The 14,290-nt window shown below is 66.1% G+C and carries 13 protein-coding genes and 3 pseudogenes; 4 read left to right on the top strand and 12 right to left on the bottom strand.

The features are described from left to right. Both gmd and BMZ47_RS28350 read right to left on the bottom strand, forming a co-directional pair. Window positions 1–965, bottom strand: a 965-nt coding sequence (gene gmd / locus BMZ47_RS27515) for a GDP-mannose 4,6-dehydratase (protein WP_091859802.1), incomplete at its 3' end; no start/stop codon positions are given. Between the two features lie 133 nt (window positions 966–1,098). Further along, a complete protein-coding gene (locus BMZ47_RS28350; protein ID WP_139221088.1) occupies window positions 1,099–1,836 on the bottom strand; it encodes a DUF6492 family protein in 738 nt (245 codons plus the stop codon). A gap of 588 nt (window positions 1,837–2,424) precedes the next feature. Here BMZ47_RS28350 and BMZ47_RS27510 point away from each other — a divergent pair. Then, window positions 2,425–2,564, top strand: a pseudogene (locus BMZ47_RS27510) (IS630 family transposase); the annotation flags it as partial. A 348-nt stretch (window positions 2,565–2,912) separates the two neighbouring features. Here BMZ47_RS27510 and cysC read toward each other — a convergent pair. The 8 genes and pseudogenes from cysC to BMZ47_RS27465 form a co-directional block, all read right to left on the bottom strand. Beyond that, on the bottom strand, window positions 2,913–3,458 hold the full coding sequence (gene cysC / locus BMZ47_RS27505; RefSeq protein WP_244536955.1) for an adenylyl-sulfate kinase: 546 nt from the start codon (window positions 3,456–3,458) through the stop codon (window positions 2,913–2,915). Window positions 3,459–3,763: 305 nt separating this feature from the next. After that, window positions 3,764–4,527 (bottom strand): annotated as a pseudogene (locus BMZ47_RS28345) (IS5 family transposase). A gap of 146 nt (window positions 4,528–4,673) precedes the next feature. After that, window positions 4,674–5,330 (bottom strand): LbetaH domain-containing protein, encoded by a 657-nt coding sequence (locus tag BMZ47_RS27490; RefSeq protein WP_244536954.1) that lies wholly within the window; start codon window positions 5,328–5,330, stop codon window positions 4,674–4,676. A gap of 7 nt (window positions 5,331–5,337) precedes the next feature. Next, on the bottom strand, window positions 5,338–6,060 hold the full coding sequence (locus BMZ47_RS27485; RefSeq protein ID WP_091865571.1) for an SDR family NAD(P)-dependent oxidoreductase: 723 nt from the start codon (window positions 6,058–6,060) through the stop codon (window positions 5,338–5,340). 9 nt (window positions 6,061–6,069) lie between these two features. Further along, complete coding sequence (locus BMZ47_RS27480; RefSeq protein WP_091865566.1) at window positions 6,070–6,297, bottom strand: hypothetical protein; 228 nt, start codon at window positions 6,295–6,297, stop codon at window positions 6,070–6,072. Continuing rightward, on the bottom strand, window positions 6,297–7,334 hold the full coding sequence (locus BMZ47_RS27475; RefSeq protein WP_091865563.1) for a 3-oxoacyl-ACP synthase III family protein: 1,038 nt from the start codon (window positions 7,332–7,334) through the stop codon (window positions 6,297–6,299). Before BMZ47_RS27475 ends, BMZ47_RS27480 begins: the two co-directional genes overlap by 1 nt. Beyond that, on the bottom strand, window positions 7,327–7,641 hold the full coding sequence (locus BMZ47_RS29075) for a hypothetical protein (protein WP_244536953.1): 315 nt from the start codon (window positions 7,639–7,641) through the stop codon (window positions 7,327–7,329). The genes BMZ47_RS27475 and BMZ47_RS29075 overlap by 8 nt, the downstream gene beginning before the upstream one ends. Further along, a complete protein-coding gene (locus BMZ47_RS27465) occupies window positions 7,607–9,214 on the bottom strand; it encodes an HAD-IIIC family phosphatase (RefSeq protein ID WP_091865560.1) in 1,608 nt (535 codons plus the stop codon). Before BMZ47_RS27465 ends, BMZ47_RS29075 begins: the two co-directional genes overlap by 35 nt. A 195-nt stretch (window positions 9,215–9,409) precedes the next feature. On the opposite strand from BMZ47_RS27465, the gene BMZ47_RS27460 reads away from it, so the two are divergent. After that, window positions 9,410–10,843, top strand: coding sequence for an SDR family NAD(P)-dependent oxidoreductase (locus tag BMZ47_RS27460; protein ID WP_091865557.1), 1,434 nt, complete (start codon window positions 9,410–9,412; stop codon window positions 10,841–10,843). Between the two features lie 77 nt (window positions 10,844–10,920). On the opposite strand, the gene BMZ47_RS28830 is transcribed toward BMZ47_RS27460, so the two are convergent. Together BMZ47_RS28830 and BMZ47_RS27450 are read right to left on the bottom strand one after the other, a co-directional pair. After that, a complete protein-coding gene (locus tag BMZ47_RS28830; RefSeq protein ID WP_208601124.1) occupies window positions 10,921–11,166 on the bottom strand; it encodes a hypothetical protein in 246 nt (81 codons plus the stop codon). A gap of 277 nt (window positions 11,167–11,443) precedes the next feature. After that, window positions 11,444–11,986: a hypothetical protein gene (locus BMZ47_RS27450; RefSeq protein WP_091865554.1), complete on the bottom strand. Its 543-nt coding sequence runs from the start codon at window positions 11,984–11,986 to the stop codon at window positions 11,444–11,446. 249 nt (window positions 11,987–12,235) lie between these two features. Here BMZ47_RS27450 and BMZ47_RS27445 point away from each other — a divergent pair, with 249 nt between their 5' ends. Beyond that, window positions 12,236–12,892 carry an acyltransferase gene (locus tag BMZ47_RS27445; protein ID WP_244536952.1) on the top strand — a complete coding sequence of 219 codons (657 nt, stop codon included), beginning with the start codon at window positions 12,236–12,238 and terminating at the stop codon, window positions 12,890–12,892. A gap of 225 nt (window positions 12,893–13,117) precedes the next feature. Beyond that, a pseudogene (locus BMZ47_RS27440) lies at window positions 13,118–14,290 on the top strand (glycosyltransferase); the annotation flags it as partial.

Below are 14,290 nucleotides of genomic sequence, written 5' to 3'. Positions count from 1 at the left end.
CGCTTGATGTCGGCGTCGACCATCTCGGTGATCAGCGACTCGAGGCTGGTCTGCGCCTCCCAGCCGAAGGTCGCCTTGGCCTTGGCCGGGTTGCCGAGCAGCACCTCCACCTCCGCCGGCCGGAAGAAGGCCGGGTCGATCACCAGGTGGTCGTCGATGTTCAGCCCGACATGCTTGAACGCGATCACGCACATGTCCCGCACCGTCGTCGTGCGGCCGGTGGCGATCACGTAATCGTCCGGCTTGTCCTGCTGCAGCATCAGCCACATCGCCTGGACGTAGTCCCGGGCGTGGCCCCAGTCGCGCTTGGCGTCGATATTGCCCAGCCGCAGCTCCTTCTGCTTGCCGAGCTTGATCCGCGCCACCGCGTCCGTGACCTTGCGGGTGACGAACTCGACGCCCCGCAGCGGGCTCTCGTGGTTGAACAGGATGCCGTTCGAGGCGTGCAGCCCGAAGCTCTCCCGGTAGTTGATCGTCATCCAGTGCGCGTAGAGCTTGGCCACGCCGTAGGGCGAGCGCGGGTAGAACGGCGTCGTCTCGCTCTGCTGCGCGTCCTGGATCAGGCCGAACATCTCGGAGGTCGAGGCCTGGTAGTACCGGGCCTGGGGGGCGACCGAGCGCAGGCATTCGAGCATGTGCACGGCGCCGAGGCCCGTCACCTGGCCGGTGAGCAGCGGCTGCTGCCAGGAGGAGGTGACGAAGGACTGGGCGGCGAGGTTGTAGATCTCGTCCGGCTTGGCGGTCTGGACGATGCGCAGCAGGGCGGACTGGTCCAGCAGGTTGCCGTCGACCAGCTCGACATCGTCGAGGATGCCGAGCCACTTCAACCTGTGGTCGAACACCCCGGCATGGCTGGAGCGGCGCACGATGCCGGTGACCGTGTAGCCCTTCTGCAGCAGCAGCTGCGCCAGATACGCGCCGTCCTGGCCCGTAACCCCCGTGATCAGCGCGCGCTTGCCCGTCATGAAACCGTCCCGTCCCGTTGCTGCCCGGCTGCTACGACCGCGGCGGCCTGCGCGTCAAGATAGCTCACATCCTCGCCGACTGCTGGAACAGCCGACCTTTGCTGCCAACATTACGCACGAATTTTTTGGACGCTTAGGGGCTTATGATACTCTCCATCTCCGTAAATTCTTCAAGCCCCACGGATCGATCGCCATTTTCACCACTCACGCAGTATTGCTTGACGTAATGACTAGGATTGAATTCCCCCCAATTTAAATGAAGATGATATCGACCAGCATGATTAGGCCTATAGTAACTGAACGCTCCGAGCAGATTGAACTCGGAGAACTCATGACGAAGCTTCAATCTTTGCTCAATACCCTCATAGCCGAAGCCGTGCGTCGCGCTAAACCATTCTTCAAGATCGATATACAATGATCTCGGATAAACAAGGGGGAATAGCGCCATAAATTCATAATCAACCTGTCGGCACATGAACTTTGATGTGATATATTGCCAGGGCATCTCAATTTTTCTTTGATAGAAGTAATCATACTCCCTATGGTAAAGTATCGGAATTTCGTTGAAAAAATATGCGGATATATCGAATGGCCTTACGAATATACAATCACTGTCGACGTGAATAACAAAATCAGAACTGGTGTATAGATAGGAACGAAGCTTTGTTATCTGCTGCCCGATGTAGTCAAAGCCGTAGTCTGGGCAAATTGAAAGCTTGAATTGGCTATGACGTTCCACGATCGGCGCTATGGATCCGCGACAACACTCTCGGCAGACCACGACATACTCGTTGAGACCTTTGCAATATTTATCAACCGACCTTAGAAGAAATTCAAGTCGCTGCGCATCATCGGCATAGGTGCGAATCAACAAAGAGCAACTCATAGTTCCTGACACGATATGCATCCGCCGTCTGAAGGCTGCCGAGCAGCGTAAGATGATGCGATGGAGTACCGGAAATTTCGGAAGCTGGCCATAGCAGGCGAGATACCCTGGCGCCCCAATATTTGTTCCTGCGCAGTGATATAGTCAATATAATTGGGCGCATGCGAATGTAAGCTAACGTCAAGGCAACGACCTGTGCGCGGGCGCGCGTCCACATGTCACCCCGTTTCGTATGATCTTGACCGCCCGCCAAATTAATTACAAGGCGAGACGCCAATATTATTGGTGGCATACCGAGCTGTATTGGTCGATACGTAAGCATGCGGCTGGGCGTGCCAGAATTGATGCGGGATCTCTTATAGGAAAATCGCAATCGATTCGAGATGAATGTTACGCTGCTCGCGATCGTTTCCGGCTGGGCGACAAAGTTCGGGCTGGTTTGTAGCCACTTCTGCCTTCCTGGGCGCCAGACGCGGCCTGCCCTGGGCCTGCCGCACGTCGGAGTTTTTTACCCGTCCAGCTTTCGTGCAAGGCGCTTCGGAACCTAACGTTGTGTCAATCTTCAATTGAACTAACGACGCCGCTCACAAGCGCCCGAAGGTCCGCGCCTGCTCCTCCGCCATCCGCGATGGACCTTCCACTTCACCCCGAACTCGGCCTCATGGGTCAACGCCGTCGAGGGCTTCTTCTCCGCGCTCACGCGCCGCCGCCTGCACGCGCGACCTTCATCGACATCGTCCACGCGCTCAACCGAGCTCCCGAACCATCCGTCTGAGTCCATGCACTTGACCTGTTTGGGGACCTCATTCGCCGTCCGATCAGGAAAACATTACGCTACTCGCCGATGCGAAATCGCTTCGATTTGCGGAGGGTTGTGTGCCGGTGTGGTACGGAGTCGAGCCGGACCAGCTGATGAGGGTGCGTAGGCCCCACATTCATCAGCGGCAGTACGCAGCACCGTAACCGTCATGCTTTCAATGTCTGGATTTGTATCGAGCGGAAAACAGCGAGCTTGATTGCAACAAATATACTCATATGAATCTATAAATAGTCATGGCGGGTCATGAATTTGGAGAAGCTGCGCTCAGGTGCAGCAAGACTTCGATCAAAGGTGCGGCGGACGCGTCGATCGTGAGTCCGTCAGTTAGCAGAGTTAGGTCAGGTCCTGTAGGCGCCTCATAGGGGGCCGAGACGCCGGTGAAGTTCGGGATCGCACCGGCACGGGCTCGATCATAGAGCCCCTTTGGGTCGCGGGCCTCGCAGACATCAAGAGGTGTGTCGATAAAAACTTCCACGAAGGGAATGTCGCCTGCAATCGCACGGGCAGCCTGTCGCTCGGCCCGAAACGGCGAGATCAGCGAAACAATCGTTACCAGACCGGCCTCGCCCATCAGACGCGCGGTCTCAGCGGCGCGACGGATATTCTCGGAGCGGTCGGTGGCGGTGAATCCGAGATCACGATTGAGGCCGAGGCGCAGATTGTCCCCGTCGAGCACCATGGTGTGGCGGCCCGACTCGGTCAGCGCGCGGTCAACGGCGTCGGCGATGGTAGATTTGCCCGCACCAGATAAGCCTGTGAGCCAAGCGATTGCCGGCAGTTGTCCCATTCGTGCCCAGCGCCGTTCTCGCGGCTGGAGCGGCTGCCACGTCAGGTTTGAACCAACCAACCGTTTATCCTCCTCCGAACTCCACATCGCAGGCAAAGGTACCCTTTAATGTGATCGAGGGCAAAGAATGCCCGACTCGCCAAGAGGGGGCATAAATTTGCTCTAGGTTCGCCCGCCTCCGTTGAGGTATGGGTGAGGTGACCCAGTTTCTCTGGATAGCGACCCGGCCTTGGATAATTGATGATCCCACCGGGCTGGCGGGACTACAAGCTGCGCCAGCCTGTCGAACTAGGTAGGAGGCTCATTCAGGTCCATGCGATGACACAGGAAGCGAGCGCGACGGCAGCCGGATAGTTGCAGGCCAAGCGGTCGTAGCGGGTCGCGACGCGCCGCCAGTTCTTGAGGCTGCCGAACAGGCGTTCGATTCGGTTGGGCCATCGGTCGGCGATCCGGCTGTGCTTGTCGGGCACCGTCCGGGTGGCCGTGGACGGGGTGGGGGCGATCACCCGGTAGCTCTTGAGCCGATCTCTCTAGCTCTACGCATCGTAGGCTTTGTCGGCGATGAGGCGTGTGGGCGGCACCACAGCCCGCAACAACGGTAGCGCCATGCTGATGTCGGCCACGTTGCCGGGCGTCAGGGCGAACGCGACCATCGGCCAAGCCATGGATTGCGCTCGTGAAGCCGCCGCGTGTCCTTCGACAGGCTCAGGATGAGGCGGCCGATCGCCTGGCTCAGGCCCGCCTTTTCCGCCGGCGGCCGAACGGCGGGCCTTCACGTGAAAGGCATCGAGCATCAGTTCGTCGGGGACAGGGCCTGTAGCTGCGATCTTGGCAAACAGGCGCTGCCAGACACCGCGCTGGGACCACCCGTTGTAGCGGTTGTCGATCGTGGTGTGCGGACCCGTAAGTCGGAGGGCGTGTCCCGCCAGCGGCAGCCGACCTTCAGGGCGTGCAGGATGCCGTGGATCACTCGCCTGCCGTCGACCCGGGGCTTGCCCGGTTGGCCGTGACGCAGATGTGGCTCGATCCGCCCCCGGGCTTCATCGGAGAGCCAGAACAACCGTGCCATCGCGATCCTCCTGCGCTAGAAACCCAATCTCAGGAAGAAAACGCAAGGCACAGCAATGGGTTGTATGAGTTCCCCACCCAAACTGTGCCAACCGTCACAAGTTCACGACGTAGTGTTTCCATCCACCTGGTTTCAGCCCGTCAAAATCAATCTACGGGTGATGTGGCTATCGGATTATCCGGCCGCGGCCAAATCACACCCTCATCGGGCACGGCGCGCAGCACGGTGCAGCCCATCCCGATCATCGCCCGCTGCCCGACCTTGAGCCCCTGCAGCACCTTCGCGAGCGGGCCGACCAAGCCGTCCGCCCCGATCGTGCAGCGCCCACCGATGAAGGCCGCGGGTGAGATGGTCGTGTTGTCGCCGATCTCCGCGTCGTGGCCGATGATCGCGCCGGTGTTCACCACGCAGAACCGCCCGAGCCGCGCATCGACGTTGACGATCACCCCATGCGCCACGAAGGCGCCCGCGCCCAGAGCCACGCCCTGGCTGACGATCGCGTGCGGCGACACCAGGGGCGGGCAGGGCAGGGCGTGCTGGTCGAGCCACGCGATGATCTCGGCCCGCGCCTGGATCGCCGCCCGGCTCACGCCGCCCACCGCCAGGGCGACGCCGGCGAACTCCGCGCGGTCGGCCAGCAATTCGTCGAGATAGCCCCGGTAGGTGCCGACCTGCGCGCTCGGCTGGCTCGAATAGGTCGCCTCCACCGTGTAGCCGAGCAGCTGCGCGACTTCGGCGATCTCCTTGGAGAAGCCGCCGCCGCCGATCAGCGCCAGGCGCTTGGTCTCGCCCGTCACCGGCATCTACCCTTCATAGCGTCGCCCCGCCATCGACCCGCAGGATCTCGCCGGTCACGTGCCGCGCCTGCGGCGACATCAGGAAGGCGATGGCGTCGACCACCGACGCGACCGTGGCGACGCCCGCCGGGCTGCGCTTCTCCAGCGCCTCCCGGAAGCCCTCGCCGTAGAGCCGTGCATGCGCCTGGGTCATCTCGGTGTCGAGCCAGCCCGGCGCGACGCCGACCGCCCGCCGGGGCGCGAGTTCCCGGGCAAGGCCCCGGATCAGCGCGTCGAGCCCCGCCTTCGAGGCGGCGTAGGGGACGATGGCCGGCTCCGGCCGCTGGGCCGCCACCGAGGAGACGGCGCAGAAGACCGCGTCGCGGGTCGAGATCCGGGCATTGCCGAACGCGGCGGCGAACAGGGTCGGGGCGACGAGGTTCGTGGTGTAGAGGCGCTGGACCTCCTCCACGCTCAGGCTGCGCATCGGCTTGATGACCTGGACGCCGGCGCAATAGACGAGGCCGGTCAGCAGCCCACGTTCGGCGACCGCGGCCTGCAGGGTCCCGGCGATGGCGGCGAGGTCGGTGACGTCCGCGGCGATCGTGGCGATCCCGGCCGCGGCCAGTTCGGCCAGGCGGTCCGTCCGGCGGGCGAGGGCGGTCACGGTCGCCTGCGCGGCGAAGCGCTCGGCCACGGCCCGGCCGATGCCGCTGCTGGCGCCGACGACCAGGATGTGTCCCAGGGTCTCCGCCATCCCTAAGCCTCAGGCTTCCAGCTTCGCGCCGGCGATGCCGAGGAGGTCGTCCGTGGTCGCGGCCTCCGCGATCCGGGCCGGTTCGACCTCGAGACCCAGCGTGTCGAACAGCGCCATGATGTTGAGGATGCCGAGGGAGTCGAAGGTCTCGATCTCACCGAGCTTCTGGCCGCGCGCGAGCGGCCCCGGCTGATCCAGGATCGCGCCGAGCTCGTCCAGGAACCCAGCCTCGGTCATCACAGCGTCTCCTCGAATTTCAGGACGGGCGGGGCGTAGATCCGATCGGTGCTGAGCGCGCACGCGCCCCAGCTCAGACCGACGCCGAACCCCGCCAGCACCGCGCGCAGCGGCCGGTGCGCGAAATCCTCCGCCAGGAAGCCGGAGATCGTACCGGGGATCGAGGCCGAGTTCTGGTTCCCGTAGACGGATTGCGTGCCCGAGGGAAGCTTGCCGTCATCGAGGCCCAAGCGCCGCTGCAGGTTCTTGAGAATGTACTTGTTCGGCTGATGCAGGACGTAGAAGTCCGGCTCCTCGGGGCCCAGCCCGGCGGCCGCGAGGATATCGGTGACCAGGGACGGCACGCGCTTCAGGGAGAAGTTGAACACCTGCGCGCCGTCCATATGCATGGAGGCCGGCTTGTCGGCATCCTCGGGATCCGCGCGCAACCCGCTATGCGGGATGAACAGCGCCTTCTCGCCGGAGCCGTCGCTGTGGAGCTGGAAGACGCTCTCGGTCTCGCGCCGCTCGATCAGGACGGCCGCACCGGCATCGCCCATGATCGGGGTGATGGAGCGGTCGTTCGTGGCGACCATGCGGCTCGCGACATCGCCGCAGCAGAGGAGCACGCGGCTCAGCCCGGATTCGACGAGGCTGTAGGCGACCGAGAGTCCGTACACGAAGCCGCTGCAGCCGAGCCGCATGTCGAAGCAGAGCGTGTCGGTGCGCATGCCTAAGCGGTGCTGCATGCCGATCGCCGTCGAGGGCGAGCTGTAATCGGGCGTCTGGGTGACCAGGATCAGCCCGTCGAGATCCGACGCCTGCAGGTCGAGGCCGCGCAGGAGTTCCCGAGCCGAGTTGAGGCAGAGGTCGGCGGTGGTGGTGTCGTCGCGGACGACCACGTGGCGGGTGGTGAAGCCCATCGCGCGCTTGAGCCGCTCGGCCTCCTCGGGGGACATCCCGAGATCCGCCGCCTCGGCGTCGAAGGCGAGCGCCCGGCCGCCGACCGTGGTGACGAGGCCGGCGATCCCGGCATGGCGGAACCGCAGCTCAGCCACGGGCCACCGCCTGCGCGACGTAGTCGAACCAGCCCTGGAGCCGGCGCAGGGGCGAGCGGGTGCTGTCGAGGATGCTCTCGTCGGCCAGCGGGACGTAGCGCCCGACCGCCTTCTCGACCTCGGACTCGGTCTCCAGCAGCAGCTCGACCACCGCGAAGGAATCGATCCGCTCGTACAGGTCGTCCTCGGGGCCGAGGCCGCTCAGCTCCGGCCGGCCCCAGGTCTCGACCAGACGGTCCAGCGTGGTCCGGGCCGCCGCCGCGGCCGCAGCCTCATTCGGCGACGATGTGGATGTAGGCAGTGTCATCCGGTCCTCGGGTCAGTCGATAGTCCTTGCCCTCGGGGCCAGAGCCGATGAGCGCGAACCCGTTCTCGTCCAGGAAGGTCTCGACCATCCGGTTCTTGGCGCTGGGGCGATAGCGTGCCCGCAAAGCCGGGTCGGCCTCTTCCTGGCAGACGTAGCGCAGGACTTGGCTCTCAATGCGGCGCCCGAGCGCCCGGCAGCTCATCAGGAACGTCTCGAGTTCGCCGCCCCGGACGATGGCGACGCCGACGATGCCCATATCGCCGAAGCGGTCGACCACCCGGGCCGCGTAGACGCTGCCCTCGCGCATCGCGGTGGCGACCTCGTCCTCGGTGTAGCGCCGGGTGGTAAGGTTGAACTGGTTGGTCTTGTTGATGAGCTGCGCGACGCGCCGGAGGGCGCCCGGATTGTTGCGCGTGATGTGCAGGCGGATGTCAAGCGAGGCCAGGTACTCGTCCATGGAGGCGGCCGAGCGCTGCAATTCCTGCCGCTGCGCCTCACCGCGATACTGCTCGGTCTTCGACAGGTCTTCCGCCGTGACGTTGCGGGCCCGCAGGGACGCGATCCCGTCGAGCAGGGTTAGCGCCTGCTCGGGACGGGTCCGGTCGAAGAGATGGCACTCGACGCCGGGCAGCCGGGCGCGGACCTCCTCGATCTCGAACGGGTTGTCGTCGATGAAGACGAAGCTATCCAGGCCGAGATTGAGCGTCTCGGCGAGTTCGCGGATGTTGTCGCTCTTCTCGGACCAGTTGCTGCGATAGGCCACGAAATCGTCGAGGCGCAGGGGCATCGCGCGCTGCTCGAACACCGAGCGGAAATCCGCGTCGTTGTTCTTCGTCACCGCGCAGAGCAGGATGCCGAGGCTCTTCAGGCGCAGCAGCTGCCGCTGGAGTTGGGTGTGGACGATCCCCGGAAAGTCGCTGTCGACCTCGAGGTTCTCGACACCGTCCTCGCCGACGACGCCGCCCCACAGGGTGTTGTCGGCATCGACCACCACCACCTTGCGGCGCGCCCGCAGCCGGGCCGCGATCGCGTCGGCGTAGCGCTCGACCAGCGCATCCACGGCGGCCGGGGCATAGGGCATCTGGTACATGTGCCGGTTGCGCTCGCGCAGCGCGCTGGCGAAGCCGAGATTGGCCACGGCTCCCGCCGCATCGATGACGCTGACCCGCTCGTTGGCGCGGGCGAGATCGAACAGCACCCCGTTGATGCGGGCCAAGGTCTCCAGCTGCCCGTGGAGGTCGCTCTCCACCGACGAGACCGGCACGAACGGCACGGTGTTGAGGATGATCGTCCCGGATGCCCGCGCGAGCCGGGCCGAGACCAGCTCGGCCAGCGCCCGGGCGCGCGCGATCGCCGCCTCGTCCGGGGCGACGTCGAAGAACCAGCGATGGTCGAGATGGACGATGAGGGTGTCGACCGATGCCGGCCCCGTCAGGACCTGCTCGATCTGCCCGATCGGGAAATGCTCGCACGCGACCTGGGCGAGATCCGCGAGGCGTCCCGTCACCTTCCCGAACGGGTTGGTGACGACGTTTCCGACGAAGCCAAGCGACAGGACGCGAGCCGTATTCATCCTCGATACCGGTCCCTGCGACATTCCAACGAATGCCTGCCCTCCGGCGATCGACCGGCCCCATACCTTGTGTGCGAGCGCCGCCCTCTTGCGAGATCCGGTATCATAAAGCAAGGGGGCCGGCCGTGCCGGGATCGGACCCCGCGTCGCCCGGGCGCGCGGACTCGAGCGCGTCAGTCGAAGAGGAGCGTCGCGATGGACGGAGCCGGCTCAAGCAACGCTCCCCTGGCATCACGAATCTGGTCGCAGGAGCACCAGATCGCGTTCGCGCAGGCCACCGGCGACGTCAATCCGATGCACATGGATGGCCGCGTGGCGCGGCGGACGCTCGCCGGGGGGCAGGCGGTCCACGGGGTTCACGCGGCGTTGTGGGCCCTCGATGCCTGTGCGGAGGCTTATCCGCTCGAGCGGCTGAGCGCGCTGCAGATGCGGTTCGAGCGCTTCGTGCTGGTCGGGGACCGCAGCGCGCTCGTGGTGCACGAGGCGGATGCGGGGCAGATGCGCCTCTCACTGTCCGTGGACGGCGTCCGCGTGGCGACGATCCAGGCAGCTTTCGGGGCTGAGCGACCGCGCGCCCAGCCCGTAGAAACCGGAGCCGCGGCGATCCCGGCCGAGCCGGTCACCGTCGAGCCCGAGACGATCACCGGGGCGGCGGGGACCTTCCGACTCCCGGAGCCGGAGGCCATCGCCGCGCTGGCGCCGCGGCTCGCGCGTGCGATCGGTGCCCCCCGGGTGGCGGCCCTCGGCGGGCTCTCAACCCTGGTCGGCATGTTCGTGCCGGGCCTGCACTCGATCCTGTCGAAGATCGACGTGACGCTGACGGACACGGCCGAGGGGTCCAGCCTCGCCTACACGGTGAAGCGATTCCAGCCGATGCTCCAGTCGGTGACGACCCAGGCCAGCGGACCGGGCCTCGACGCCCGGGTCGAGAGCTTCGTGCGCCCACGTCCGGTCGAGCAGGAGAGCTGGGCGGACCTCGCGGCCCTGGTCAGCCCGGATGAATTCGCCGACGCGGCCGCCCTCATCGTCGGCGGATCCCGGGGCCTCGGCGCGGCGACGGCCAAGCTGCTGGCGGCCGGTGGCGGCGATGTCTGCATCACCTACGCGTCCGGCGCCAACGAGGCGGAAGCGGTGGCCCGGGAGATCCGGGACGGCGGCGGGCGATGCCAGGTCCTGCGCTACGACGCCGCCCAGCCGGTTGGGCCGCAGCTGGAATCCCTCACGATGCGGCCATCCCAGCTCTATCACTTCGCGACGCCGCGCATTTTCCGCCAGAAGCGGGCACCGTTCGAGCCGACCTGTTTCGAAGAGATGATGCGGGTCTACAATTACGCGTTCTACGAACTGAGCCTGTTCTGCCTCGAACGGCGGGACGGGCTGGCAGCCTTCTATCCCTCGACCACCGCCATCGACGAGGCGCCGCGCGACACCCTGGAATACGCGATGGCGAAGACGGCCGGCGAGACCCTGGCGGCAACCCTGGCCCGGACGATCCCGAACCTGCGGACGGTCATCGAGCGGCTGCCGCGGGTGAAGACCGATCAGACCGCCACGATCTTTCCCGTGCCGGCCGCGCCGCCCGGCGCCTTGATGCTGCCGATCATCCGGCGCCTGTCGGCGCCGGCCTGAGACCGGCTGAAAACGCAGATCCGACGAAGCTCAGCACAATCCGGCTGCCGGCCGGGGCGACTCGAACCCGGCCCCTGTCAGCGCGAGGCTGCGCCCCCGGCGGAGCTGGAGAACGCGTCGCTGCCGCCCTGGACACCGGCGGTGCCGAGCGGATTGCCGCGCGTGTCGGTGCTCAGGTTCAAATCCCTCTGGACCAGACCGAGGGGTGCGGGGTCGAAAGGCTCGACCGGATTGAAGGCCTGCTGCCCGCCGAAGAGCGGCTTGACGACGGTCTCGGGGCGGACGGAATCCGTGCACAGCCCCGTGCAGATCGGCTCGACCATATCGGTCTGCTGGCAGATCGGCCGCATCACACCCCTGACGCAGGCACACCGGCAGGCTGACAAGGCGGGAGCAGCAGGGAGCAGAGCAAGAGGATCGACCGCATGGCGCACTGCCCTTGATGACGCTGCCTCGATGGGAGCAGCGGGATGATGGTAGCAGGCCGGCGGCTTGGTCGCGAGCAGTGGCGGCGATCACGACCCCGCACGGAGGCCAGTGGCGTCGGCCCGACATCGATCACCACGCGACATCGCCTGCGGGTCGAAGCCCGCGCCCCGCTCACTGAGCCGGAGCGGCCTCGTGATCGGAATCCTCGCCCTCGGACGCTTCGTCGTCCTGGTCGGCCTCGTCGTGATCGGCCTCGTCGGACTCGTCCTGTGATCCCTCGGCGGCCGTGAAGAAATCGCCCTTCCGGAGCGCCTCGCCCCCCGTCACCATCATGCTCAGGTAGGTGTTGAGGGTGTTCGGGGCGACATCCGGCAGCCGTTCGGCGATCTCGGCATGCGACAGGCCTTGCGGACCTGCGCTGCCCAGCAACGCCTTCAGCCGCCCCTTGGCGGAGTTCGCCCGGGGACCACGGGCCCCGCGGCGACCGCTGCGCCCCGACGAGGTCCGATCCTCGCTGGACGCCCCCGACGCCTCGGAGGTGTGGAGGATTGCAGCATCCTTCAGCGGGACGCCCTCGACGATCGCCGTCAGCGCAGCCTCGGCCGCGCGCAGCTTCGCGAGCTCCGCCGCGATCCGGTCATAGTCGCTCTGGAGCGCGGCCTTCCGCGCCCGCACGTCCACCAGGGCCTTCGTCAGGGTATTGTCTTCAGCCATCGGCTGGCCTCACCGCATAAGCGCGTCCGTTGGCGGCCATAGGTCATAGGACCTTCCGAGCGTCAACAGTGCGCCGAGTTGTGAGAAACCGGTCGTCTGGCCTAGAGACATCGGAAACGTTTCCGCTGGACTCGGCCGGCGCCGGCGGAACTACCGAATGTCAATGATGCGCGATCCCGCCCGGCCGAGACCGTCCAACCCAGACCGAATTCGCCCTCGTGACTTCGGGGCGCATCGCGCGGATCGCCGATGCCGCCCGAGCCGTCGATGGGCAGACATGACGCTGATTTCGCAGAGCCCCCCATGCCACTGAATATCGTCGACAAGGGAGACAACAATGTCATCGACATCGACTCCCGCGACCAGCATGCCCAAGCCGGAAAAATATATATCAACGGCGACAACAATTATATCCGTATCGGGCGCGGCTGCGTCTCGGACAAGGACATGCATATCGTCATCGAGTCGAACTGCAAATTCGATATCGGTGAGGATGTCCGGCTCGGCATGGCCAACATCTATATCGGCCCGGGCTCGATGCTTCGCATCGGCGACCGAACCGGCTTCACCGGACTGGTCCATCTGAACCCGGTCGAGGCGAAGGCGATCGAGATCGGGACCGATTGCTCGATCGCGTCCGGCGTCTGGATGACCACGAGCGATTTCCACTCGATCATCAGCCGGAGCGGGGGCGAGCGGCTGAACCCGGCAAAACCCGTCCGCGTCGGCAATCATGTCTGGATCGCCAACCAGGCGACGCTCCTCAAGGGTTCGACCATCGGCGACAACGCGATCATCGGGGCGCACGCAGTCGTCACCGGACACGTGCCGGCTCATTGCGTGGCCGCCGGCAATCCGGCGCGGATCGTGCGCGAGGACGTCACCTGGCGGTCGGACCTGATCTGACCGTCGGATTGCAGGGCAGGGCGGCGAGCCCGAAACCTCATATTTACCCTGGGCGCGTGTTCCGATAGGCGAGGTCCGCCGGCGAGCCGCTCGCTGGGCCCGATGACCCGCCTCGACACAGCCCCCGCGAAGACATGCTCATCCGAGCTACAGGCCTCGACACAGCCGCCGGTGGGATCCGCATCCCGGATCGAGCGCTCCGTGCGGCGGCGTGAGAGCGGTGCATTGAAGACCCTCTACGGCCTGTATCACAGCTGGGCTGCTTCCGCCGGAGCGCGTTCGAGCCGCAACCCGCTGGTCCGGCTCGCGGCGAGCGGCGGCCTTCCGCCGGCCAACGATATCGCGTCGGCGGCGGAGCAGGTCGCGGCTCTGGAGCCATATGTCGATGCCGGCTTCTACGCGAGTTGGTACGGCATCACGGTCGATCCGGTGCGCGACTACCTCGTGGCCGGCTGGCGCGAGGGCCGGGATCCGCGACCGGACTTCTGCACCGCCGACTACCTCGCCGCGCGGCCGTATCTGGCCCGGACCGGCATCAACCCGTTCCTGCACTGGGTGACGGCGCAGCGCGCCAAGGGCGGTGCCCTGCCCCGGCCCGACACGAAACAGGCCGAGCGCCTGGCCCGCCGCCTCGTCGACGGCCCGTTCTATCTCGCCAACAACCCCGACCTGCGGGCGGCCGGCGTCGACCCGGCGGCCCATTACATGGCCTCCGGCTGGCGCGAGGGCCGCGAGCCGTCGCCGCACTTCGACACCCTGGCCTATTGCCTGACCCGAGGCATCTCCTACGCGACCCAGAACCCGCTGGTGCACTACGTCCTGCACGGCGGCCCGGCCCGGCCCGAGCCGGCGGATCTCGTCGCGCTTCAGGCCGAGACGATCGGTCCCTATTTCGACGCCGCCTATTACCGGCAAGGGTTGGACGAGGGGGAGGCCCAGGAGCTTTCCGACGCGTCCGACGCCGAGCTGCTGCGCAGCTACGTGAGCGGCGGCTGGCGGGCGATGCGCAGCCCGCGCCAGGATTTCGACCCGGCCGGCTTCGTGCAGGCGCGCGCCGACAGCCGGGCGGTGATCGGCGACCCGTTCTTCCGCACCGTCGCCGAGACGCTGCTGATGGGCAAACAGCCGTTCTCAGGGACGGACAGGCTGAACGTCCCGGCCGTGGACGAGGCCTGGTACCGGGCGACCTACCCGGACGTGCGGGAGGCCGCACCCTATCTGCACTTCGCCACAAGCGGCTGGCGGGAGCTGCGCGATCCGGGCCCGGGACGCTCGACGCTGGACGCGCTGCTGCGCGTCTGCGGCCTGCGCCCGGCGCGTCCGCCCGTGGAGGACACGCTCTGGCTCGGCGCGATCGGCCGGGAGCCCCTGGACCGGGCGGCATCCCTGGACCTGCAG

The organism is Methylobacterium brachiatum, from assembly GCF_900113845.1.
GTDB lineage: Bacteria > Pseudomonadota > Alphaproteobacteria > Rhizobiales > Beijerinckiaceae > Methylobacterium > Methylobacterium brachiatum.
The sequence above is the reverse complement of the archived record's forward strand: the minus strand, read 5'-3'. Positions and strand labels throughout refer to the sequence as shown.

Bases quoted from the DNA above. Each gene is read 5' to 3' on its own strand.
- BMZ47_RS27480 (WP_091865566.1), bottom strand. From the start codon at position 6,297: ATGACCGAGGCTGGGTTCCTGGACGAGCTCGGCGCGATCCTGGATCAG.
- BMZ47_RS27445 (WP_244536952.1), top strand. From the start codon at position 12,236: ATGCCGCCCGAGCCGTCGATGGGCAGACATGACGCTGATTTCGCAGAG.
- BMZ47_RS28830 (WP_208601124.1), bottom strand. From the start codon at position 11,166: ATGGTCGAGCCGATCTGCACGGGGCTGTGCACGGATTCCGTCCGCCCC.
- BMZ47_RS29075 (WP_244536953.1), bottom strand. From the start codon at position 7,641: ATGACACTGCCTACATCCACATCGTCGCCGAATGAGGCTGCGGCCGCG.
- cysC (WP_244536955.1), bottom strand. From the start codon at position 3,458: ATGGGACAACTGCCGGCAATCGCTTGGCTCACAGGCTTATCTGGTGCG.
- BMZ47_RS27450 (WP_091865554.1), bottom strand. From the start codon at position 11,986: ATGGCTGAAGACAATACCCTGACGAAGGCCCTGGTGGACGTGCGGGCG.
- BMZ47_RS27465 (WP_091865560.1), bottom strand. From the start codon at position 9,214: ATGAATACGGCTCGCGTCCTGTCGCTTGGCTTCGTCGGAAACGTCGTC.
- BMZ47_RS27460 (WP_091865557.1), top strand. From the start codon at position 9,410: ATGGACGGAGCCGGCTCAAGCAACGCTCCCCTGGCATCACGAATCTGG.
- BMZ47_RS27490 (WP_244536954.1), bottom strand. From the start codon at position 5,330: ATGCCGGTGACGGGCGAGACCAAGCGCCTGGCGCTGATCGGCGGCGGC.
- BMZ47_RS27485 (WP_091865571.1), bottom strand. From the start codon at position 6,060: ATGGCGGAGACCCTGGGACACATCCTGGTCGTCGGCGCCAGCAGCGGC.